General features: G+C 62.3%; 21 protein-coding genes. 11 read left to right on the forward strand and 10 right to left on the reverse strand.

Annotated features, from left to right (window positions below):
* The 6 genes from ACF2JD_RS22375 to ACF2JD_RS22400 all read right to left on the reverse strand — a co-directional run.
* Window positions 1–148 (reverse strand): transposase (locus ACF2JD_RS22375; RefSeq protein ID WP_440988183.1); only part of this gene is annotated, 148 nt, incomplete at its 3' end.
* 1126 nt (window positions 149–1274) lie between these two features.
* Complete coding sequence (locus tag ACF2JD_RS22380; RefSeq protein ID WP_025325391.1) at window positions 1275–2261, reverse strand: helix-turn-helix transcriptional regulator; 987 nt, start codon at window positions 2259–2261, stop codon at window positions 1275–1277.
* Window positions 2262–2564: 303 nt separating this feature from the next.
* The gene (locus ACF2JD_RS22385) at window positions 2565–2951 is read right to left on the reverse strand and encodes a SirB2 family protein (RefSeq protein ID WP_111910801.1); all 387 of its coding nucleotides are present in this window, start codon (window positions 2949–2951) and stop codon (window positions 2565–2567) included.
* Entirely contained in the window at window positions 2948–4804 is a 1857-nt protein-coding gene (gene kefC / locus ACF2JD_RS22390; RefSeq protein ID WP_440988178.1) for a glutathione-regulated potassium-efflux system protein KefC, read from the reverse strand. The genes ACF2JD_RS22385 and kefC overlap by 4 nt, the downstream gene beginning before the upstream one ends.
* 70 nt (window positions 4805–4874) lie before the next feature.
* Entirely contained in the window at window positions 4875–5474 is a 600-nt protein-coding gene (kefF, locus tag ACF2JD_RS22395) for a glutathione-regulated potassium-efflux system oxidoreductase KefF (RefSeq protein ID WP_111910799.1), read from the reverse strand.
* Between the two features lie 58 nt (window positions 5475–5532).
* Complete coding sequence (locus tag ACF2JD_RS22400; RefSeq protein WP_440988179.1) at window positions 5533–6378, reverse strand: LysR substrate-binding domain-containing protein; 846 nt, start codon at window positions 6376–6378, stop codon at window positions 5533–5535.
* Window positions 6379–6520: 142 nt separating this feature from the next.
* On the opposite strand from ACF2JD_RS22400, the gene ACF2JD_RS22405 reads away from it, so the two are divergent.
* The 6 genes from ACF2JD_RS22405 to ACF2JD_RS22430 all read left to right on the forward strand — a co-directional run bounded on the left by ACF2JD_RS22405 (window position 6521) and on the right by ACF2JD_RS22430 (window position 14990).
* Window positions 6521–7243: an SDR family oxidoreductase gene (locus tag ACF2JD_RS22405; RefSeq protein ID WP_408864789.1), complete on the forward strand. Its 723-nt coding sequence runs from the start codon at window positions 6521–6523 to the stop codon at window positions 7241–7243.
* Between the two features lie 81 nt (window positions 7244–7324).
* The gene (locus ACF2JD_RS22410) at window positions 7325–7648 is read left to right on the forward strand and encodes a hypothetical protein (RefSeq protein ID WP_234677920.1); all 324 of its coding nucleotides are present in this window, start codon (window positions 7325–7327) and stop codon (window positions 7646–7648) included.
* Window positions 7649–7695: 47 nt separating this feature from the next.
* Window positions 7696–8127: a DUF411 domain-containing protein gene (locus ACF2JD_RS22415; RefSeq protein ID WP_111910795.1), complete on the forward strand. Its 432-nt coding sequence runs from the start codon at window positions 7696–7698 to the stop codon at window positions 8125–8127.
* A 318-nt stretch (window positions 8128–8445) separates the two neighbouring features.
* A complete protein-coding gene (locus tag ACF2JD_RS22420; protein WP_440988180.1) occupies window positions 8446–10587 on the forward strand; it encodes a S9 family peptidase in 2142 nt (713 codons plus the stop codon).
* 780 nt (window positions 10588–11367) lie between these two features.
* On the forward strand, window positions 11368–12339 hold the full coding sequence (locus ACF2JD_RS22425; RefSeq protein ID WP_106887813.1) for a TAXI family TRAP transporter solute-binding subunit: 972 nt from the start codon (window positions 11368–11370) through the stop codon (window positions 12337–12339).
* Window positions 12340–12437: 98 nt separating this feature from the next.
* On the forward strand, window positions 12438–14990 hold the full coding sequence (locus ACF2JD_RS22430; protein ID WP_440988181.1) for a TRAP transporter fused permease subunit: 2553 nt from the start codon (window positions 12438–12440) through the stop codon (window positions 14988–14990).
* A gap of 53 nt (window positions 14991–15043) precedes the next feature.
* On the opposite strand, the gene ACF2JD_RS22435 is transcribed toward ACF2JD_RS22430, so the two are convergent.
* The gene (locus tag ACF2JD_RS22435) at window positions 15044–15202 is read right to left on the reverse strand and encodes a hypothetical protein (RefSeq protein WP_005332188.1); all 159 of its coding nucleotides are present in this window, start codon (window positions 15200–15202) and stop codon (window positions 15044–15046) included.
* A 173-nt stretch (window positions 15203–15375) separates the two neighbouring features.
* Between ACF2JD_RS22435 and ACF2JD_RS22440 the strand changes: the two genes are divergently transcribed.
* On the forward strand, window positions 15376–16002 hold the full coding sequence (locus tag ACF2JD_RS22440) for a lysoplasmalogenase (RefSeq protein ID WP_025325402.1): 627 nt from the start codon (window positions 15376–15378) through the stop codon (window positions 16000–16002).
* An 89-nt stretch (window positions 16003–16091) separates the two neighbouring features.
* On the opposite strand, the gene ACF2JD_RS22445 is transcribed toward ACF2JD_RS22440, so the two are convergent.
* Together ACF2JD_RS22445 and ACF2JD_RS22450 are read right to left on the reverse strand one after the other, a co-directional pair.
* On the reverse strand, window positions 16092–17645 hold the full coding sequence (locus ACF2JD_RS22445) for a DHA2 family efflux MFS transporter permease subunit (RefSeq protein WP_111910792.1): 1554 nt from the start codon (window positions 17643–17645) through the stop codon (window positions 16092–16094).
* On the reverse strand, window positions 17645–18697 hold the full coding sequence (locus tag ACF2JD_RS22450) for an efflux RND transporter periplasmic adaptor subunit (protein ID WP_440988182.1): 1053 nt from the start codon (window positions 18695–18697) through the stop codon (window positions 17645–17647). Before ACF2JD_RS22450 ends, ACF2JD_RS22445 begins: the two co-directional genes overlap by 1 nt.
* Window positions 18698–18795: 98 nt before the next feature.
* Between ACF2JD_RS22450 and ACF2JD_RS22455 the strand changes: the two genes are divergently transcribed.
* Window positions 18796–19698 carry a LysR family transcriptional regulator gene (locus ACF2JD_RS22455; RefSeq protein ID WP_106885221.1) on the forward strand — a complete coding sequence of 301 codons (903 nt, stop codon included), beginning with the start codon at window positions 18796–18798 and terminating at the stop codon, window positions 19696–19698.
* An 86-nt stretch (window positions 19699–19784) separates the two neighbouring features.
* Window positions 19785–20099 carry a putative signal transducing protein gene (locus ACF2JD_RS22460; RefSeq protein WP_025325406.1) on the forward strand — a complete coding sequence of 105 codons (315 nt, stop codon included), beginning with the start codon at window positions 19785–19787 and terminating at the stop codon, window positions 20097–20099.
* 21 nt (window positions 20100–20120) lie between these two features.
* Here the strand turns inward: ACF2JD_RS22460 and ACF2JD_RS22465 are convergent, their stop codons facing one another.
* Window positions 20121–21404, reverse strand: coding sequence for a dicarboxylate/amino acid:cation symporter (locus ACF2JD_RS22465; protein ID WP_162520185.1), 1284 nt, complete (start codon window positions 21402–21404; stop codon window positions 20121–20123).
* 206 nt (window positions 21405–21610) lie between these two features.
* Here ACF2JD_RS22465 and ACF2JD_RS22470 point away from each other — a divergent pair, with 206 nt between their 5' ends.
* Together ACF2JD_RS22470 and ACF2JD_RS22475 are read left to right on the forward strand one after the other, a co-directional pair.
* Window positions 21611–21856, forward strand: coding sequence for a YecH family metal-binding protein (locus ACF2JD_RS22470; protein ID WP_025325408.1), 246 nt, complete (start codon window positions 21611–21613; stop codon window positions 21854–21856).
* Between the two features lie 109 nt (window positions 21857–21965).
* On the forward strand, window positions 21966–22565 hold the full coding sequence (locus tag ACF2JD_RS22475) for a YhgN family NAAT transporter (RefSeq protein ID WP_005323457.1): 600 nt from the start codon (window positions 21966–21968) through the stop codon (window positions 22563–22565).
* Window positions 22566–22618: the final 53 nt, after the last annotated feature.

The raw sequence follows: 22618 nt of genomic DNA on the forward strand, positions 1-22618 counted from the left end.
GCTGGCTATAGCGTTTGATCCAGGCGTAAAGACTATGGCTGGAAACACCAAGTCGCTCGGCGACCTCTGCCACTGGGTAATGGCGCTCAGTCACCTGCTTGACGGCGGCCAGTTTAAATTCTTCCGTGTAACGTTGCTGCTTGCTCATAACACCTCCTGAATGACCTCAGTTTGAGGCTCTTGAGGTGTCTAGGAAAGTAGGGGCGATTCAGTCCACTCAACAGACTTGGCTGCTCGGTGAATGAAGAAGTGATGAAGTTGTGTCACTCTGGCGAGTTGAGGTGCTCTGCTTTTCTGCCCTGGGCTTCCGGTCCTGGTGGCCAGGGTCGTCAACGAGGTGCGCGGGAGGCTTCTCGTGCCTGAGGGTGAGGCGATTCAAGCAACAGCTCCGGGGCTGCGCGCCTGGGATGAGCTGAATCGCTGGAGTGCATATAAAGAAAAGGGGACGGCGTTTGCCGTCCCCTCAAGTCATCTCGTCCAGTCCCTGAACTGCCATGCTCCCTGCAATCCTTGACTCTATCCTTTCCTTTGGAATTTCCCCTTCCCATTCCATTGGGGTGTCCTGTGGCCATCCTAGCCTGGCAATCACTCCTGATTGCTTCACCGTCTCCATCCTGGAGGTGTCCATTACCACATCCCGTGGTGTTCCTTTCGTCATCCTGACAGATAACCATCCCGGTTATCTCGCTTCATCCTGAAGCTGTTCCTGCCGCTCCTGCGGGGTTCCTGTCATCCTTAAGAGTGACTATCCGTGCCACTCAGCCTCATCCCGAGGTGTCCTGCGACCGCATCCTGCGGTTGTCCTGTCATTCCTTGTGATAACCATCCGGGTTATCAACCTCATCCTGAGGTGTCCTGCCACGTCCTGCGGCTTTTCCTATTCATGCGCTGTTCCTGCATCCTGCCGAACCAGCCGTCCTTGTGAGACCCATACTAAGGCAATCGTGGGCAGGAACAAGGCATGAGAGGCCATCAGATAGCGTCGGATGATGGATAGGCATCCACCTTCAATCTGAATTTATGTTATTTATCAGTATGTTATTTAGTTTCTCAGGAAAGCATGAGGCTCTCGGGATGGCTTCACGTACGGCTCGACACTGAGGGGTCTTACAGGAGGAATGGCGGATCTCTCACAACCAAAAACAGGGAGGAAAACGATGGTACAGAAGGTTCAATCAAGGATGTAAGAGTTAAAAATTAATTGAATAATTATGTGTTAAAAACAGACAGAAGCCGAGCTCATGCTCGGCTTCTTATCATTTATCCGATTGTGCTCAGCTGACCCGGGTACCCGGTGTCGGATATGCCTTGCGCAGGGACTCCGGGGCCAATACTTCCAGGTTGCCACTCATGTTGTTCAACCAGGAGCGGAACTCGGGCGTATCCTGGACCTCGGTCTCCACCACCACGCTGCGCTTGTCGTAGCGAGTCATGCGCGGGTTGTGGCCCGGGATCTGCCCATCGATCAGGGTGGGGCAGTTGGCATCGATGCGTCCGACGAAGCGGATCGGGCCGCTGACGTCCTGATAGCCCTGGTCGCGGATCAGCTTCTGGACGTTGAAATCCTTCGGCTGGGTGGCGCTGAAGTTGGTCAGTTCCACGTTCTTGATGTGATCGAACGGGATGCCATAGACCTTGGGATCCAGCTCGGACAGGGTGCAGAGCAGGATGGGGCCATCGGGCTGGTTCAGGATCCCGAGCGGATTGATGCGGTCATAGCAGAGCCACACTGTGCGCTCCTTGATGACACGCTGGATCTCGGCGCTGAACTTGCGACCACGCCAGAGGGCGTCGCGGATCAGGGTGCTGCGGCGGATCTCCGGGTTGCCGGCAAACGGACGCGGCGACTGATGCACGCTCTCGAGCCAGCGTTCCGCCAGTTCGCTTTGGCTGTCGCGGATCACCTGGCTGGCCTTGTCGACCAGGGGGTTCAATTCGGTCAATACACTCGCCGGTAGCAGTTGGCTCGCCTGATCACTCCAGGTTTTCAGGGCCACCGCCAGCGAGAGCGGCATGATGTTGGCAAAGTCGTTGAGACCGTGGCGCTCGAAGCACCAGCCGTGTGGTTTGCTGCGCTCATCCGAGGTGAGGTCGAACAGTCCCATGCCGGACATCTCTTCCAGGTCCCGTTGCACGGTACGCAGACTGACGTGAATACCTTCCTCTTCCAGTTTTACCTGGAGTTGGCTGGCGGTCAGCTTGTAAGGGCGGTGCGGGATGCAACGCGCCAAGGTCAGTTGTCGTAACAGCTTCTTACTCATGGTGCATGCCTTCACTGGTTTAGCGTTGAGTGTATCCTAGCCATGGCGTGCGACAGTCTATGTCGCAAGTTTTGCTGCGACAACTGTCGCCATTTTCATACATAACAAGATAAGTAATTGATAAATATCGTTAAACAAAATATGAATGGAGCTTTTTGGAGCCTTATTTTGCCAAAATAAAGTGCTCTTCATATTTCCCGGTTGTCACGACAGGGGAGAAATGTGTAGGGAGCCAAGGGAGAGGGGGGCGTTCGGCAGGGGGAAAGAGGTGAGGGGCTGGCCCCTCACCGGCAAAGAGAACGTTCAGGCCAGCCAGGACCAGGCTGACTTGGTGATGGCGGCGCCAATCATGTAACCAAATACCGCGAGGGCGGCAACCCCGGCGACCAGCTTCTGGCCGTGGACAGGGCGCTTGAGCGCCATGACGCCGAGGCCTATGTAAACCACCAGTGCGATCAGCTTGGCCATCAGCCAGGGTTGCTGGCCCGGGCTCATCTGTAGGGTGACCGCCAGCAGCACGCCAAACAGCAGCAGCAAGGTGTCGTTGATATGGGGCAACACCTTGAGCCACTTCTGTTGCAAGCGCCCGCTGCCAGCCAGTGCCAGGCTCCAGCGGTAGATGAAGAGCAGCAGGCTGACCATGGCCAGGGTCATGTGCAGGTGTTTGAGCATGGGGTAATAGGCAATCATATTGCTTCCTTGTCGTTGTCGGGCAGACCGCTGTTCCAGTTGTGAGCGTGGGTACGCTCCTGTCCTTCCTCGTCGTCTTGCAGCAGATCGGAGAGGATCTCGCGGTATTGCAGGCTCTTGTTGATATAGGTGTGCTCGTCATCCAGGTAGTTGACCTGTTCCCGCAGCAACCGGTTGTCATACTGCTTGAACACCTGACCCGCACGCCAGGCCTGGTTGGCCCGAAATCCGAGCTGGGTCAGGACCTCTACCCCCAGATCCACGGCCGACCCCAGGGTTTCCCGGTGCACGCTGTCGACTCCATGACGGAGGATCTCGTGGGCATGGGGCCTGTCCTGGGCGCGGGCCAGTATCTTGAGGTGCGGGAAGTGTTTCTTCACCATCTCGATCACCTCGAGGGAGGTAGCCGGATCGTTGATGGAGAGCACCAGCAGCTTGGCCTTGTGGGCCCCTGCGGCATGGAGCAGGTCGAGCCGGCTGGCATCGCCGTAGAATACCTGATAGCCGTACTTGCGCAGCATTTCTATCTGGCTGGCGTCCTGCTCGAGTATGGTGGTGCCTATGCCGTGGCCGTGCAGCAGGCGCCCCACTATCTGACCGAAGCGGCCGAAGCCGGCGATGATGACGGGGTGCTCGACCAGTTCGGGTTGCTCGTGTTCGGGCTGGTCGGCCTGGTTGCGGTAGTCGAACCAGGGCTGGATCACCCGATCGTTGAGGATCAGCAAGAGCGGCGTCAGCGCCATGGAGAGCGCCACCACCAGGGTCAGCAGCGAGATGGTGTCACCGGGCAGCACCTTGTTCTGGGCGGCGAACGAGAACAGTACGAAGGCGAACTCCCCCCCTTGCGCCAGCGCCAGGGCGAAGGTCCAACGTTGGCTCGGCGAGATGCGAATGACCAGGCCGAGCACCATCAGCACCCCCCATTTCAGGAGCATCAGCCCTATCACCAGGGATGGAATAAGCAGGGGATGGGCGGCAAACAGACCGAAGTCGATGCCGGCCCCCACCGACATGAAGAAGAGGCCGAGCAGCAGCCCCTTGAACGGCTCTATGTCCGCCTCCAGCTCGTGGCGATACTCGCTGTCGGCCAGCACCACGCCGGCGAGGAAGGAGCCAAGGGCGGGGGAGAGCCCCACCGACTCCATCAACACGGCGATGGCGATCACCAGCAGCAGGGCGGCGGCGACGAAGATCTCCCGCATGTGGGACTGGGCTATGGCACGGAACACCGGCCGCATCAGGTAGTGGCCGCCCAGCACTATGCCGGCGATGGCGGCGACCACCAGCAGGCCGTGCTGCCAGCCCGCCAGATCCGGATTGCCGTTGCTGGCGACCGGCGCTATGGCGAGCAGCGGCAGTATGGCCAGTATGGGAATGACGGCGATGTCCTGGAACAGCAGCACCGCGAAGGCGGAGCGCCCGCTCTCGCTCTGCATCAGTTTGCGCTCCTGCAGGCTCTGCAGCACTATGGCGGTGGAGGAGAGCGCGAGAATAAGGCCGATGGCGAGCCCCTGCTGCCAAGGCAGGCCAAGGAGATAGCCCACTCCGGTCAGGGCGGCGCTGGTGAGCAGCACCTGCAGGCCACCGGTGCCGAGTATGGGCCCCTTCAGCTGCCACAGCAGGGCAGGGCGCAGCTCGAGGCCGACCAGGAACAGCATCAGCACCACCCCGAACTCGGCGAAGTGCATCACATCCTTCTGCTCCCCCACCAGCCCCAGCAGGAAGGGGCCTATGATGATGCCCGCCAGCAGGTAACCGAGCACTGAACCCAGCCCCCAGCGTTTGGCCAGCGGCACCGCTATCACCGCCGCCGAGAGATAGATCAAGGCGTCAAACAACAATCCGTGCCCCATCAGCCGGCCCTCCGTTCGTCTCTGTTCGTCAGGGCCGGCTGCGCAAGCCCGATGAAAATCCAGCCCGTCGTCATGACAACTCCCCCAGCAGATCCCGCAGATAGGTGCTGCCTGCGAGCTGGGCCGGGGTCAGCCGCTCATCGCGCAGGGCGCAGATCAGCTGGCGGTAATCCTGGCCACAGCGACGCAGCGCCTCCGGATCCTTGAGCTTGTGGAAGGAGTGCAGCACGAAGGGGGGCAGCCACTGCATGCCGCACAGCTGCGCCGTCTGCTGGAACGGCAGCAGGAAGTCGAGCAGCGGGCGCTGGTTGTAGCCCTCGCTGCAATATGATTCGGGAGCGCCCCCCGTGGTGATGGCAGAGAGCCACTGCTTGCCACTGAGGGCGTGGGCCTCTGGACCGTAGGCGTAGCCATACTCCAGCACCAGATCCATCCACTCCTTCATGATGGCCGGGCAGGAGTACCAGTAGAAGGGGTGCTGGAAGACGATGATGTCGTGCTCCGACAGCAGGGCCTGCTCCCGCTTCACGTCGATGAACATGTCCGGGTAGTGGTGGTAGAGGTCGTGCAGGGTGATGCCCTCCAGGCCGTCGAGTGCCTGCAGCAGCTGCCTGTTGGCCCTGGAACTCTGCAGGGCCGGGTGTGAGAAGATGATCAGAATGCGTTTCATGGGGTCCTAGCCTGAAGAGGGGCCTGGTGCCGATAAAAAAGGGCGGTGAGCTGCGACGTTACCAAGAAGCACCCCGGCTCGCCAGTTCCGGGATCAGGTCGCGCAGCGCCGGATTCAGGGTCTGGTGGGCGGGATAACAGAGCCCGATGCGGCGAAACATCCGGGGTCCGCTCACCGCCACTGTGCGCAGACCCGGCTCATCTTCCACCAGCCCGTCGGGCAGGAAGCTGATGCCCACCCCTGCCAGCACCAGCGCCATCACCAGACCCTTGCTCTCGGCCTTGGCCACCAGATTGAGAGTGAGCCGGTCACAGGCCAGCAGGCCTATGGTCTGCTGATGAGCCTCGCAGGGAGGACATTCAATAAAATCATAATGTTGCAGTTCGGCCAGCGGGAGCCTCTCGCGACCGGCAAGGGGATGGCCGGCCGGGACGCAGAGCACATAGTTCTCCTCCCAGAGCGGCAGGAAGATCTCGTCCTCCCGGCGCAGGGCATCCAGGGTCAGCCGGCAGTCGGCAGGGGTGCCGTAGTCGGAGAGGGTGAGATCCAGCTCCGGCAGCACGCCTTGCACCCGCTGCAGCAGCCCGGCCACCCGGCGGCGGCTCAAGTCCGGCATGATGGCGATGTTGAGCCTGGCGCGCGTCGCTTTCTGGCGAAACAGGGTTGGCAGGCGGCGCGCCTCCTCCACCAGCTTGACCGCGTGGGGATAGAGATAGTGGGCCGGGTCCTTGGCCTCCACCCCCTTCTTGCCTCTGATGAAGAGGCTGTCACCTAGGGCCTCCTCCAGCTGGCGCAGGCCCGCCGAGAGGGAGGGTTGACTGACGTGGCAGCGTGCCGCCGCCGTCGTGATGTTCTTCTCTTCATAGATGGCGATGAAGAAGCGCAGCAATCTCAGGTCCAGCATAAAACCAACCATAGTTTTTTCAGATGATAACCAGCGGAAAACAATATTTATCACCGATAGATGTGGCGACTATAGTGATTGAGTCCCGTGCTGGCCAGCCCTTGTTTGACTCAGTTCCTCAATGAATCAGAAGGAAATACCCATGTCCAAGTCCCTCGTCGTGATCACTGGTGCCTCCGCCGGGATAGGTGCCGCCATCGCCCGCGCCTTCTCTGCCGCCGGCCACCCCCTGTTGCTGCTGGCCCGTCGGGTCGAGCCCATGCAGGCGCTGAACCTGCCCGATACGCTCTGTGTCGGGGTCGATGTCACCGACACCGCCGCCATGAAGGCCGCCGTCCAGCAGGCGGAAGCCAAATTCGGCCCTGTGGGCTGCCTGGTCAACAACGCGGGCGTCATGCTGCTGGGTCAGGCCGATGTGCAGGATCCCGCCGAGTGGCAGCAGATGCTCAACATCAATGTGATGGGGGTGCTGAACGGCGTGCATGCCGTGCTGGCCGGGATGAAGGCGCGCCGCAGTGGTACCATCATCAACATCAGTTCCATCGCCGGTCGCAAGACCTTCCCGAACCATGCCGCCTACTGCGCCACCAAGTTCGCGGTGCACGCCCTGACCGAGAACATCCGGGAAGAGGTGGCAGACGTCGGCGTGCGCATGGTGACCATAGCTCCGGGGGCGGTGGAAACCGAGTTGCTCAGCCACACCACGGACGAGAGCATCAAGGCCGGCTACCACGGCTGGAAAGAGGAGATGGGTGGCGTCATCGCCCCCGAGGTGATCGCCGAGGCGGTGCTCTATGCCTGGAGCCAACCCGCCAACGTCTGCGTGCGCGAGATAGTGCTGGCAGCCACCCGCCAGCAACCCTGATGACCATGACGGCGGGGAGGGCTTGACCCTCCCCCTGGGCCAAGGGTTACCATAGGCCCTCTTCGATCACTGAGTCATCCCATGGTCCTGACCCGTCGCCAACTCGCTCGCGCCCGCCGCTGGCTCCCCTTGTGGAGCCTGCTGATGGTGCTGATGTCGTTTGGCAGCCGGGCGGCGACCGATCTCTGTACCCTGACTCCCCATTGCAGCCAGAGCGAACGCACCCTGGAAAAAGCCATGCCTTGCGGCAGCTTCACCTCGGCGCTCGCCATGACGGTGCTCACCGGCGACAGCCTGACGGTGGCCTGGCTTGAGCCCGACATGCCAGCGTTCATTTCCCCCTCCCTCTTCATGCCGGAGGTGCCGCTAGAGCGGCTCGAACGGCCCCCTCGCCAGACAGCTTGAGTCGAGTTACCTGTTTTTTGGGCATTTCTTCTTATCCGAGGTGAGTCATGTATAAGTCTCTGTTACTGGCCGTGCTGGCCGGTACCGTCAGTTTTTCTGCTCTGGCAACCGAGCAGATGACAGTCTACAAGTCCCAGTATTGCGGCTGCTGCAAGACCTGGATCAAGCACATGGAAGAGAACGGCTTTGCGGTCAAGGTCGTCGAAACCGAGCAGCTTGAACCCGTCAAGCAACAGCATGGCATCACCCCGCAGCTGGCCTCCTGCCACACCGGGGTGGTGAACGGCTATGTGGTGGAGGGACATGTGCCCGCCGCCGACGTGCAGAAGCTGCTCAAGGAAAAACCGGCGATCCGCGGCCTGACCATTCCGGGCATGCCCCAGAGTGCGCCGGGCATGGATATTCCGGGTCAGCCCTACCAGGTGCTGAGCATCAGCGAGGAGGGCGCGACCAAGGTCTGGTCGAGCTATCCCGGCTGACGAACACTGGTCATGAGCCGGCACTACTCCATCATGTGAGGCACACCTGAGCGAATCCGTGCCGCTCATGGCCAGAGCAGGAGGGCCACCCTTGTGAGAGGGTGGCCCTTTTTCATGGTTTGGGGCCGAATGTCCGGGGATCACTTGCAACCCAGGGCGACAAGGGGCAGATTGATCGCCAATTTATTTTCTCAGGGGCGATGTTCCGGTTTGCCAGCCTTGTTTCCGCACCGGCGGAGTGAGCGGCGGCGGCTTGATCGTCAATTCATGGCGCTCCCCGCGAGCCTGCCTGCCCTGTTACAGCGCAAAGGATGCGACATGTTCATCTTTCCCCGAGGGTTGCTGCTGCTGGCTTGTCTGGTCGCCGTGCCCTGTACCCATGCCAATGAAGAGCCCGTCATGCCGACAAGCGAAACTCCCATCCTGCCTCCTGTGGCCCCCAAGCACCCCCATACCCTGAAAAAGCACGGGGACGTCCGGATCGACAACTACTACTGGCTGCGTGACGACGAACGGCAGAAGCCCGAGGTGCTGGATTATCTCAAGGCCGAAAACGCCTACACCGAGGCCATGCTCAAGCCAGTCCAGCCGCTGCGCGACCAGCTCTACAAGGAGATGGTGGCCCGCATCCCCCAGCAGGACGAGTCGGTGCCCTATGTGAAGAACGGCTACCGCTATCAGACCCGCTATGAGCCGGGCAAGGAGTACGCCATCTACTCCCGCACCAGGGTGGGGGAGAAGGACGCCAGCCTGATGCTGGACAGCAACCAGCGCGCCGAAGGCCACGAATTCTATTCGCTGGGGGCCCTGGAGGTGAGCCGCAACAACCGCTGGCTGGCGGTGGCGGAAGACTTCCTCTCCCGCCGTCAGTACCAGATCCAGTTCCTCGATCTGGAGAGCGGCACCTGGGCCGCCGACAAGTTGGAGAACACCTCGGGCAACCTGGTGTGGGCCAACGACAGCAAGACGGTGTTCTATGTGCGCAAGCACCCCAAGACACTGCTGCCCTATCAGGTCTATCGCCACGAGCTGGGCAGCGACCCCGCCAAGGACAAGCTGGTCTACGAGGAGAAGGATGACAGCTTCTACGTCAGCCTCTATGCCACCACCTCGGAAGACTTCATCGTCATCGCCCTCTCCAGCACCACCACCAGCGAGGCGCGCCTCATCGACGCCAACACGCCGGTCCAGGCGCCGCGCCTGTTCCTGCCCCGTCAGGTGGATCACGAATACAGCCTGGATCACTACCGCGGCCGCTTCTATGTGCGCTCCAACAAGGACGGCAAGAACTTCGGCCTCTACGAGACCAGGGAGAGCCCGGTGGATCGCTGGAAGGCGGTGATAACCCCCAATCCGGACGTGCTGCTGGAGAGCTATGCCCTGTTCAGGGACTGGCTGGTGCTGGAAGAGCGCAGCAAGGGGCTGACCCGGCTGCGCCAGATCAACTGGCAGAGCGGCGAGCAGAAAGAGATCGCCTTCGACGATCCCGCCTATGTCACCTGGCTCGCCTACAACCCGGAGCCGGAGACCAGCGCCCTGCGCTACGGCTACTCCTCCATGACCACGCCGTCCTCCACCTATGAGCTGAACCTGGACAGCGGCAAGCGCACCCTGCTCAAGCAGCAGCCGGTGGCGGGTTTCAAGGCCGACAAGTATGCCAGCGAGCGGGTCTGGGTGACCGCCCGCGACGGGGTGGCGGTGCCTGTCTCCCTGGTCTATCGCAAGGATCTGTTCAAGAAGGAGGGCAAGAACCCCCTGCTGGTCTATGGCTACGGCTCCTACGGCGCCAGCATGGATCCCGACTTCAGCAGCTCGCGCCTGAGCCTGCTGGACAGGGGCTTCGTCTACGCCATCGCCCATGTCCGGGGCGGCGAAGAGCTGGGGCGCCCCTGGTATGAAGATGGCAAGCTGCTGAAAAAACAGAATACCTTCCACGACTTCATCGACGTGACCGAGGCGCTGGTGGCCCAGGGCTATGGTGCCAGGGACCAGGTCTACGCCATGGGAGGCAGCGCCGGCGGCCTGCTGATGGGGGCCGTCATCAACCAGGCGCCAGAGCTCTATCGCGGCGTGGTCGCCCAGGTGCCCTTCGTGGACGTGGTCACCACCATGCTGGACGAGTCCATCCCCCTCACCACAGGGGAGTACGACGAATGGGGCAACCCGAACCAGAAGCGCTACTACGACTACATGAAGAGCTACAGCCCCTACGATCAGGTCAAGGCGCAAGCCTACCCCAACCTGCTGGTCACCACGGGTCTGCACGACTCCCAGGTACAGTATTGGGAGCCCGCCAAGTGGGTCGCCAAGCTGCGGGAGCTGAAGACGGACGACAACCAGCTGCTGCTCAGCACCGACATGGATGCCGGTCACGGCGGCAAGTCGGGGCGTTTCAAGGCCTACGAGGACATAGCCCTGGAGTTCGCCTTTATCCTGGAGCTGGCCAAGCCGAAGGCATGAGGCGGTGGATGAGCCGTTGTGACCGGCCACAGGCAAGTCGGGCTGTTGCAAGGCCTACGAGGGCATAGCCCTGGAGTTCGCCTTTATCCTGGAGCTGGCCAAACCGAAGGCATAAGGCGGTGGATGAGCCGTTGTGACCGGCCACAGGCAAGTCGGGCTGTTGCAAGGCCTACGAGGGCATAGCTCTGGAGTTTACCTTTATCCTGGAGCTGGCCAAGCCGAAGGCATAAGGCCGGGTTAACCGCTTGTTGCTGAACCGCGATCCGGGCGCCAGGGATGGCGCCGATTCGCAGATGAGATCAGGCCGGCGAGGGCAACCCCGCCGGCCTGTGTCTTGCTCCCTATCCTGACCCTGTCTCGGGCCGCCCTCAGCCAGATGGCAGCCCTTGCCAGTCAAGGGCTACAAAAGAATCCACCCCCTCCATTTCCCCGCTGCCTGCGCACACAAAACCAATTAATCCACGACCGATGAATTGATGATCCAGTTCAAATTTCTCGCTATTTAAATCCACCGTTTTGCCATTTTGTTTGATTTATGTTGGCGCTCTGTGCCTAATCAAGGGGTTACAACTTTTGATCCGGCTATTTTGTGGTCGAATCACCCTCAGTCGGCATGACGCTGATTATCTCACCGCAGGATGATGGTGGCTTCTGGAAGGGCGTTCGCCGCTCGACCATTTCCTCGTACGAGGCTGTATAGGCAGACCCAGTCTTGATGCGGGTCCGTCTCATATTCACCCGGGAATCGGGTGAGATAAATCAATGAAAAGGATGAAGAACATGAAAGGATTATCCTTGGCGTGCGCCCTGTCGGCGGCTCTGGTCGGTGCTACTTTCGGTGGTCCGGTGCAAGCGCAGGAGCGCTTCGTGACCATAGGCACCGGCGGTCAGACCGGCGTCTACTACGTGGCGGGCCAGTCCATCTGTCGTTTCCTCAATCGCGGCGCCGCCGATCACCAGATCAAGTGCAACGCTCCGGCCAGTGGCGGTGGCGTGGCCAATGTCAACGGCATCCGCAGCGGTGAGTTCAACTTCGGCATCATGCAGTCCGACCACCAGTACAAGGCGATGAAGGGGCTGCCCCCCTTCCAGGCCGAGGGGGCCATGGATGACATGCGCGCCGTCTTCTCCCTGCAGAGCGAGGTGTTCACCATTCTCGCCCGCCGCGACGCCAAGATCGCCAGCTTCGACGACCTGAAAGGCAAACGCGTCAACATCGGCAACCCGGGCTCCGGCCAGCGCGACACCATGGAAGAGATCATGGCGGTCAAGGGCTGGAAGAAGGGCGACTTCGGCCTGGTCTCCGAGCTGAAACCGGCGGAGCAGGCCTCGGCCCTGGGTGACAACAACATAGACGCCATGAGCTACTTCGTCGGCCACCCGAACGGTGCCATCCAGGAAGCCTCCACCACCACGGATGCCGTGCTGGTGCCGGTGACCGGCGCCGACATCGACAAGCTGCTGGCCGAGAAGAGCTACTACACCAAGGCCGAGATCCCGGGCGGCATCTACAAGGGCAGCGATCAGCCGACCCCGTCCATCGGTGGCAAGGCGGTGCTCTCCACCAGTGCCAAGGCCGATCCTGAAGTGGTCTACCAGCTGGTGAAGTCGGTGTTCGACAACCTGGATCGCTTCAAGCGTCTGCACCCGGCCTTCGCCGATCTGAAAGAGGCCGACATGATCAAGGTGGGTCTCTCCGCGCCCCTGCATGAAGGCGCCGCACGTTACTACAAAGAGCGTGGCTGGCTCTGATTGAAGGCCTGCCGGCCTTCCATCGTTCTCTTCGACACCCGCCCGCCACACCGGCAGCGGGTGTCGTGTCGTTGTACTCGCAGGCAAAAGTTAACCCTATGCAAGAAAAACAACTCTCTACCGAGGAACTGATCGCCCAGGACGTGGGCGCCCGGCTGCCGCTCGGCCTCATGGGCTGGCTGATCACCGGGCTGGCGCTGGCCTGGTCCCTGTTCCAGCTCTGGATCGCCTCGCCGCTGCCCTTCATGTTGGGATTTGGCGTCCTCAATGACACCGAAACCCGCGCCATTCACCTCACCTTCGCCCTGCTGCTGGCCTATCTGGTGTTCCCGGCCTTCCGGCGCTCCCCCCGAGACAGGGTGCCGCTCGGCGATATCGCCTTCGGTCTGATCGCCGCCGGTGCCGCCGCCTATCTGTTCGTCATGTATGAGGCCCTGGCCCAGCGCCCCGGCAACCTCACCACCGCCGATCTGGTCACCGCCTGCATCGGCATACCGCTGCTGCTGGAGGCGACCCGCCGTGCCCTGGGCCCGGCCCTGGCGGTGATCGCCCTGGTGTTTCTCGCCTACAGCCTGGCCGGCCCCTGGATGCCGGGGCTGCTGGCGCACCGCGGGGTGAGTTTCACCGCCCTGGCGAACCACCAGTGGATCACCACTGAGGGGGTGTTCGGCATCGCCCTCGGGGTTTCCACCAGCTTCGTGTTCCTGTTCGTGCTGTTCGGCGCCCTGCTGGAGCGGGCCGGTGCCGGTCACTACTTCATCCAGCTCGCCTTCAGCCTGCTCGGCCACCTGCGCGGCGGCCCGGCCAAGGCGGCCGTGGTGGCCTCGGCCCTGACCGGGGTCATCTCCGGTTCCTCCATCGCCAACGTGGTAACCACGGGCACCTTCACCATCCCCATGATGAAGCGGGTCGGCTTCTCCAAGGAGAAGGCGGGGGCGGTCGAGGTGGCCTCCTCGGTCAACGGCCAGATCATGCCCCCCGTGATGGGGGCGGCGGCCTTCCTGATGGTGGAGTACGTGGGCATTCCCTACGTGGAGATCATCAAGCACGCCTTCCTGCCGGCGGCCATCTCCTACATAGCGCTGCTCTACATAGTCCACCTGGAAGCGCTCAAGCTCGGCATGCAGCCCATCGGCGGCCATCAACCCAAGCCCTGGCTGCGCCGTCTGACCGGCTTCGCCTTCGGTGCCACCCTCATCAGCGGTCTGTCGATGGCGGTATACTATGGCCTCGGCTGGCTCAAGCCGGCGCTGGGGGACTATGCCCTGCCGGGGATCTCCCTGTTGCTGGTGGCCGTCTATCTGGGGCTGCTGAAGATAGCGGCCAGCAATGCGCCGCTGCCCGCCGAGGATCCGGATCAGCCCCTCACCGAGCTGCCGAACACCCGCGCCGTGCTGCTCTCCGGCCTGCACTTCCTGCTGCCCGTGGTGGTGCTGGTGTGGTGCCTGATGGTGGAGCGCCTCTCCCCCGGGCTGTCGGCCTTCTGGGGCACCGTCATGCTGGTGATCATCCTGCTGACCCAGCGGCCGCTGCTCAACTGGCTGCGCACCGACGGCAAGCATGACTACGGCTCGGCCCGCGATGGTCTGGTGGACTTGAAGGAGGGCCTGGTGGCCGGTGCCCGCAACATGATCGGCATCGGCATCGCCACCGCCACCGCCGGCATCATAGTCGGTGCCGTCTCCCAGACCGGGGTCGGCCTGGTGCTGGCGGATCTGGTGGAGATGCTCTCCATGGGCAACCTGCTGCTGATGCTGCTCCTCACCGCCCTGCTGAGCCTGATCCTCGGCATGGGGCTGCCCACCACAGCCAACTACATAGTGGTCTCCAGCCTGCTGGCCCCCGTGGTGGTGACGCTGGGGCAGCAGAACGGCCTCATAGTGCCGCTCATCGCCGTGCACCTGTTCGTGTTCTATTTCGGCATCATGGCGGATGTGACCCCGCCGGTGGGGCTGGCCTCGTTCGCGGCGGCCGCTGTCTCCAAGGGGGATCCCATCAAGACCGGGATCACCGCCTTCTACTACAGCCTGCGCACCGCGGCGCTGCCCTTCCTGTTCATCTTCAACACGGATCTGCTGCTAATCGATGTGGACTTCGCCCACGGCGTGCTGATCTTCGTGGTGGCCACGGTCGCCATGCTGATCTTCGCCGCCGCCACCCAGGGCTGGTTCCTGGTGAAGAGCCGCTGGTACGAGAACGTGCTGCTGTTGCTGGTGGCCTTCACCCTGTTCCGTCCCGGTTTCTGGATGGACATGGTGCACGATCCCTATCGTGAGACTCCTCCCGCCCAGCTGGCCCAGACCCTGGGCGAGGTGGAAGCGGAGAGCACGCTGCGACTGCGGATCCAGGGGGAGGATGCGGTGGGCAAGCTGCGCCAATCCACAGTGCTGCTGGCGGTACCGGCCGGTGCCGATGGCGAAGCGCGATTGGCCAGCCTGGGGCTGGCCCTGTACGAGCAGGACGGCAAGACCCTGATCGACAACGTCACCTTTGGCAGTCCGGCGGCGGCGGCCGGCATGGAGTTTGACCAGGAGATCCTCTCCGTCAAGGCGCCTACCGAGCGCTGGCACAAGGAGCTGATGTGGATCCCGGGCTTCCTGCTGTTTGCGCTTGTGGTCTGGCTGCAACGGCGACGGGCCACCCGCTCATAGACACCACCAATAAAAACGGCGCCTCGATGGCGCCGTTTTCAATACCGGGCAGGCTAGTTTGACTGGGTCTGCTTCTGCTTTTGCAGCTGATCCAGGGTCTGTTGTTCCTGAGGGCTCAGACCAAGCTGTTCGCACGCTTGTTCGAAGCTGATCCCCAGGTGGCACATCATGATGTCGATGGCGGGCAGGTAGTTGGTCATTGCGTCTTCCATGGTGATCTTCCAGAGCTGTCTCTTATGCCCGAGCCGCGAGCAGGGGGCAATTAGACTTTAGGTGTAGGGTGTCATCTGCTTCACACCCCTGCCACTGGGCGGGGGAATTTGCTACTCTTGCGGGCACTAAAGAGGTTGCCGTGTGACCGCGAGCAATCGGTGAGGAGCAGGGCATGTTATTGAGTTTCTTGATCATCGCATCTGGCTGGTGGCACATCCGCGCGGCTTATGGCTCAGACTCCCGTCAGTTCTACATCAGCAAACCGCTGACCATGCTGTTCATCATCGCCCTGGCCTTTGGCTACCAGAGCGATGACCACAACGGTTCCCATGCCTGGATCCTGCTCGGCCTCTGCCTGTCGCTGGCCGGGGACGTGCTGCTGATGTTGCCGCGGGATCGCTTCATCCAGGGACTGGCGGCATTTTTTGTCGCGCACCTCTGCTACATAGTCGGTTTCGCCCAGGGTCCTTTGGTGCTCAAGCTGGTGGATGGCCTGCTGCTGTTGCTGGTGGCCGGCATGGTGTTCGGCCTGCTGTGGGGCAAGCTCGGGGAGATGAAGATCCCTGTGTTCTGCTACATGCTGGTGATCATCGCCATGGCCTGGGTCGCCGCCGGCGCCTGGCACGCCTCTCTCACCGCAGGTTCTGCTGCGGCCCTGGTGGGGGCGCTGATGTTCCTCTTCTCCGACAGCATGCTGGCGCTAGATCGCTTCCGCCGCCCCTTCCCCCATGCCACGGCCTGGATCATGAGCAGCTACTTCGCCGCCCAGTTCCTGATCGCTGCTTCTCTGGCGGGATAGGAGCCTCAGGGCCCTGTGCAGAGGGCGAACGGGGGCACGCACTTCCACACAAAAAAACGGGCCATGGGGCCCGTTTTGTCATTCCGCTATCATGCCTCCAGCGGCTCGGCGTCCGCGGCCCTGGGGACCGGCTGCCTGAGCAGCAGCATCAGGGCGCTGGCGATGAGCAGGAAGATGCCCATCACGTAGAACACCTGGTTGTAGGCCATGATGGCGGCCTCCCGGTTGATGGTATTGGACAGCATGGCCCTGGCCTGCTGTTGGGCGAGAGCGGGATCCGAGCCCTGGGCCATCATGGTCTGGGCCAGCTGCAGCAGGTAGCTTTGCCCCTCTATGCTGGTGGCGGCCAGGGTGCTGCCTATCTGGCTGGCATGGATGCGGGTGTCGTTGTCGATCAGGGTGGCTATGATGGCGATGCCGAAGGCCCCCCCCAGGTTGCGCAGCACGTTGAGCAGGGTGGAGGAGGAGGGGATCTCCTCCGGGGTCAGGCTGGCGGTGGCTACCAAGGAGAGGGGCACCATGATGAAGGGCTGACCCAGGGCCCGCACTATCAGCGACTGGATCAGCTGGGGGCCGGCGTAGTCGGCGCTCATGTTGACGTTCATGAAACAGCTGATGGCAAACACCAGGAAGCCGAAGCTCACCAGGTAGCGCGGATCTATCCTGGTGACCAGCCTGGGCACCAGGGGCAGCACCAGCAACTGGGGCAGGCCCATCCACATCAGCACCTCGCCAATCTCCAGGGCGTTGTAGTTGTGGATCTGCGCCATGTAGAGCGGCAGCACATAGATGGACCCCATCAGCGCCATGCCGAGCACCAGGTAGGCGAAGCAGGCCAGGGCGAAGCGCGGGCTGTGCAGCAGCCGCAGATTGACCAGGGGATGGCGGCGCAGCAGCTGGCTGATGACGAAGAACACCAGGGCCACCACTGAGATGACGGTGAGCCGCACTATGAAGCTGGAACCGAACCAGTCCTCTCTGTTGCCCTCCTCCAGCACCACCTCCAGCAGACCCAGCCCCACCGCCATGGTGAGGATGCCGACCAGATCCACCCGTTTTATCACCTCCCAGTCCACCGGCTTCCTGTCCAGACCGTGGGCCAGCATGGCCATCACCAGCAGGCCGGGAGGCACGTTCAGATAGAAGATGTAGTGCCAGGAGAGCTGCTCCGTCAGCCAGCCCCCGAGGGTCGGACCTATGGCGGGGGCGAAGGTGGCACAGAGGCCGAACAGCGCCATGCCGGTGGCCCGCTTGTGCAGCGGCAGCAGGCTGACGATGAGGGAGAAGGCCATGGGGATCAGGGCCCCGCCGGTGAAGCCCTGCAATGCCCGGAAGACGATCATGCTGGTGAGGTTCCAGCTGAACGAGCAGAGCACGGAGGCGACGATGAAGGCCCCCGTGGTCCACAGCAGGTAGCGGCGCACGCTCAGCCCCCGGCTCAGCCAGCCGCTCAGGGGGATGGCGATCATCTCCGCCACCAGATAGGAGGTGGAGATCCAGGAGCTCTCGCTCAGGGTGGCCGAGAGGGCCCCCTGAATGTCCTTCAGGGAGGCGTTGGTGATCTGGATGTCGAGTATGGCCATGAAGGCGCCGATGAGGCCCCCCATGACCGCGATCCAGTTGCGACGTGGAATGGGTTCCATCAGTTGGCGGCGACTACGGGATCAGGGGTGCGGGTATCGACAATCACTTCGCTGGAGAGGCCAGGACGCAACTTGCCTGCCAGTGCGCCCGGCTCGGGGATGCGGATCTTGACCGGCACCCGCTGCACTATCTTGGTGAAGTTGCCGGTGGCGTTCTCCGGCGGCAGCAGGGCGAACTTGGCGCCGGTGGCGGGGGCCAGGCTGTCGATGATCCCCTCGACCGGCTGATCCGGATAGGCATCCAGGATCACCTCCACGCGCTGACCCGGTTGCATGTGCTGCAGCTGGGTCTCTTTGAAGTTTGCCTCGACCCACACCTGTTGCAGCGGTACCAGGCTGGCCACCTGCATACCGGACTGCACATAGAGCCCTTCCCGCAGGCTGCGCTTGCCTATGATGCCATCCGCCGGGGCCCGCAGCTCGGTGTAGCCGAGCTCCAGCCTGGCCTGTTCGAGCTGGGCTTCACTCAGTGCCAGTCTGGCCTGGTTCTGCTTGGCTTCGGCGTCCAGCACCAGCAGGCGCTCGCGAGCGGCCTGCAGGGCGGCTCTGGCCTCCTGCTCCTGGGCCTGATTGACCTGCAGACCGGCGCGCACCTCGTCCAGACTGTCCTGGGAGCTGTAGTTGCGCTGATTGAGCTGGCTGACCCGGCGCACCTGCTGCTGGGCCCGCACCTGCTCGGCATTGGCCGAGGCGACCCTGGCTTCGGCCTGACGGATCAGGCTCAGCTGCTGGGTACGGGTGGCGGCCAGGTTCTCCGCGGTCGCCTGATTGAGGTGCAGATCGGCCTCGGCCTCGAGCACCCGGGTTCTGTACTCCCTGTCGTCCAGTCTGGCGATGAGCTGGCCGGCCTTGACCTCCTGGTTGTCGGTCACCAGCACCTCGCTGATATAGCCGGGCAGCTTGGAGCCGATGCCGGTCACCTCGCTCTGCAGATAGGCGTTGTCGGTGCTCTCGAAATGGCGGCCGTGCAGATACCAGTAGGCGGCAAACAGCATGCCGAGCAGGGCCAGCAGCAGGGCTGCCAGCAGAGGGATCTTCTTGTGTTGACTCATGATTTTTGCTTTTCCTGAACTGTGGCGGGCAGGCTAACATCGGCAGACTGTTTCGATTAGTATCCATTCATGAGATATACAGTTTCACTGGTGAGACAATGGACTTGAACGCAGCCTTGATTCTGGTGCGCATCGTCGACAAGGGCTCCTTTACCGCCGCCGCCCAGGAGCTGGGCATGACCAAGGCGACGGTGAGCCGCCGCATCGCCGAACTGGAGCAGCACCTCGGCGTGCGGCTGCTCTATCGTTCCACCCGCCAGCTCACCCTGACCGAGGCCGGAGAGCAGTATTACCTGCGCTGCAGCAAGGCGGTGGAGGAGCTGGCCCAGGCCGAGCTGATGCTGAGTGCCAGCCAGCAGGAGGTGACCGGCACCCTCAAGCTGGCGGTCCCTATCGAGACGGGGCAGCTGGTGGTGGGTCGGCTGGTGGCTCACTTTCTGCAAGCCTATCCGGGGCTGCGGGTGGATCTGGAGCTGACCAACCGCATAGTGGACCCCATCAGCGAGGGGCTGGATGCCATAGTGCGGATCGGCGACATGAGCGACTCCAACCTGGCGGCACGGCGTCTGTGGAGCACCGGGCGCCTGCTCTGCGCCAGCCCGGATTATCTGGCGCGCAGCCCGGCGATCACCCGACCCGAGGATCTGGTGCGCCATGAAAGGGTCGCGGTCAGCAGCGGTTTTCTCGCCTCCCACTGGTGTTTTGAACTAGATGGCCGGGAAGTGCTGGTGGATCCGCCGTCCCGTTTCCAGGTCAACAACATCACCTGTGCCAGAGAGGCGGCGAAGGCCGGGCTGGGGCTTGCCTCCCTGCCCGCCATGTTGTGCCATGATGAGCTGGCCGACGGCTCTCTGGTGGCTTTGCTGCCGGACTGGCAGCAGCCCAAGGTGCCCATCTATCTGTTGTTTCCCGAGCGTCGGCTGATGCCGCGCAAGTTGAGGGTGTTTATCGATTTTCTGGTGGCCAATGGCCCGACTTACGGCATCGACAACCTGCTGTGAGCGGCAAGGGGTCATGCGGAGGAAGTGTGATGGTCCTTGGGCCGGCGTCGCCGGTGCATCGACTAGGGGTTGCGAGGAGAGGATATATGGAGCAGTGGATTAATTTGTATCGGGCCTCCCACTCGCTGGAGGCGCATGCCTTGAAGGGAGCGCTGGAAGTCGAAGGGGTGCGGGTGCGGCTCAGCGGGGAGGGGCTCTCGGGGGCACTGGGGGAGTTGCCCGTGGATCTGCTGCAGGTCACCCTGATGGTGTGCGAGCAGGATCGCCGGCGGGCAGGCAGGATCATAGAGCGCTACCAGCAGCGTCAGGGCAATGGCTGGCTGTGCGGTCAGTGCGGGGAGGAGAACGGCGCCAACTTCGATATCTGCTGGCGCTGCCATCACGATCCCCAGGATCACTGAGATCTTTCCCTCCCGTCACCCTCAGCGCAGGGTGAAGTCGATGTCCTCCCCCGCGCTGGCATCGTGATAGATCGCCAGATCCAGCTCCTTCTCGCTGCGGGCGATCAGCACCGACACCAGGATGTCGCCGGAGACGTTGACAGTGGTACGGGCCATGTCGAGGATCCTGTCTATCCCGGCAATCAGCGCCACCCCTTCCAGCGGCAATCCCACCGCGGTCAGCGTCAGGGTCAGCAGCATGAGCCCGGTGCCCGGCGTGCCGGCCGTGCCTATGCTGGCCAGGGTGGCGATGCTGATGATGGTCAGGTAATCCACCACATGCAGATCCACCCCGAATGCCTGGGCCACGAACAGCGCCGTCACCCCCTGATAGAGGGCGGTGCCATCCATGTTGATGGTGGCGCCAATCGGCAGCACCTTGGCGGTGATGGCGGGGGAGACCCCCAGCCGGCGCTCGGCGCAGGCCAGGCTGATGGGCAGGGTGCTGCTGCTTGAGCTGCTGGTGAAGGCCACCGCCTGGGCGTCGACGATGCTCTTGAAGTAGTGCAGCGGATTGAGGCGGGCCAGCAGGATGAGCAGGCTGCTGTAGACCCCGAGCACGTGCAGCAGGCAGCCGAGGTAGACGGCGCCTATCACCTTGAGCAGGGGCAGCAGCAGGCTCACCCCGTATTTTCCCGTCATCCAGGCCATCAGGGCGCAGACGCCATAGGGGGCCAGGGCCATGACCATCTGGGTCAGCTTGAACATCCCCTCCGCCAGGGAGGTGAAGAACAGAATGGCAGGGCGACCGCGTCGTCCGCTGGCATTGAGGGCGAGGGCGAGGGCCACCGCAAAGACGATCACCTGCAGTATCTTGCCATCCACCATGGCCTGCACCGGGTTGTGGGGAACCAGATGGCTCAGCACGCTGGCCAGGGTCGGCTGCACCATCACGCCGGTCCGTTCGTAGGGGCCCATGTTGGCGCCCATGCCGGGTTCCAGCAGCCAGCCCATTACCAGGCCGATGCAGATGGCGACGGCGGTGGAGCAGAGGTAGAGACCTATGGCCTTGCTGCCGATCCTGTCCAGGGTCTTGCCCTTGAGCAGGGCGGTGAGGCCGGCGATGACGGAGCAGAAGATGAGGGGCACCATCAGCATCTGTATGGTGTTCACGAACAGGACGCCGATGGGCTTGAGCAGCATTGCCTGCTCGCTGAAGCAGAGTCCTAGCCCGATCCCGGTCAGCATGCCGAGCAGTGTCTTCAACCAGAGCGGGCGGCGGGTCCAGATCCGCCAGGGCTTGAAGACCAATCCATGGAACAGCATGACGCCAATGTCCTTATTTTCTGTCTGCGATGGCAAAGGGGCGCTAGTGTAGCCATCCCCCGATCAGGTTGCCACATTATCGACAAAGCGACGCTTGCGGCCAGCCCGGGGGAGCTAAAAAAGGCGTTTTGTTGGCTTATATCAAGATCGGGGGCCGGGGTTCAGGCTCTAATGGACATCTGACATGATGATTAAAGAGGTTTGAGATGTCCCAGTCGATACATGGTCACGAAGTGATGGAGATGATGCTGGAAGAGGGGGGCCATTTTACCCGGGCCAGCCTCAGGGAGGCGATTGAGGCGCGCTTTGGCGCCGATGCCCGCTTCCATACCTGCAGCGCGAGCGAGATGGATGCAGAGGCGCTGATCAGCCTGCTGGCCAAACGCGGCAAGTTCATCGAGTCAGAGCAGGGCTTCCAGACCCGGGCCGACAAGATCTGCAACCACGGCTGATCCCGCGGCGAGCGTACCGAGGCGCTCGCCGAATCCCGCCTCCTTTGTTATATTTCGCCCTCTCCCCCCTCTGTTAAAGGCTTGGCCTGGGCAACGCCCGGGAACCTGTATGGATACTTTCTCCGCTGCCGTCATGTTGTTTCTGATCATGGATCCGCTGGGCAACCTGCCGGTCTTCCTCTCCATACTGCGTCATGTCGATCCCAAGCGGCGGCGCAAGGTGATGATGCGCGAGCTGCTGTTCTCCTTAGGCATCATGCTGGGCTTCCTGTTTGCCGGTCAGCAGATCCTGAGCTTCCTGAACCTGCGCCAGGAGGCGGTCAGCATCGCCGGGGGCATCATATTGTTCCTCATCGCCATCAAGATGATCTTCCCGAGTCCGGGGGGCGTGACCGGGCTGGCGGCGGGGGAGGAGCCCTTCCTGGTGCCCATGGCCATCCCCATGATAGCGGGCCCCTCCATCCTGGCCTCCCTGCTGCTGCTGGCGAACCAGGAGCCGACCCGGATGGCGGACTGGTCCCTGGCCCTGCTGATGGCATGGGGTGCCAGCGCCGTGATCCTGATGTTCTACGAGCTGTTCAACAAGCTGCTGGGTGAGCGAGGACTCACCGCCGTGGAGCGGCTGATGGGCATGCTGCTGGTGATGATCTCGGTGCAGATGTTGCTGGATGGCGTACACCACTATCTGGCGGTGACGGGCAAGGGGTAAAAAGAAAGGGGCTGCCAGGCAGCCCCTTTCTCTACTGGCGCTGTCCAGTTATG

Source organism: Aeromonas ichthyocola, from assembly GCF_046087985.1.
GTDB lineage: Bacteria > Pseudomonadota > Gammaproteobacteria > Enterobacterales > Aeromonadaceae > Aeromonas > Aeromonas rivipollensis.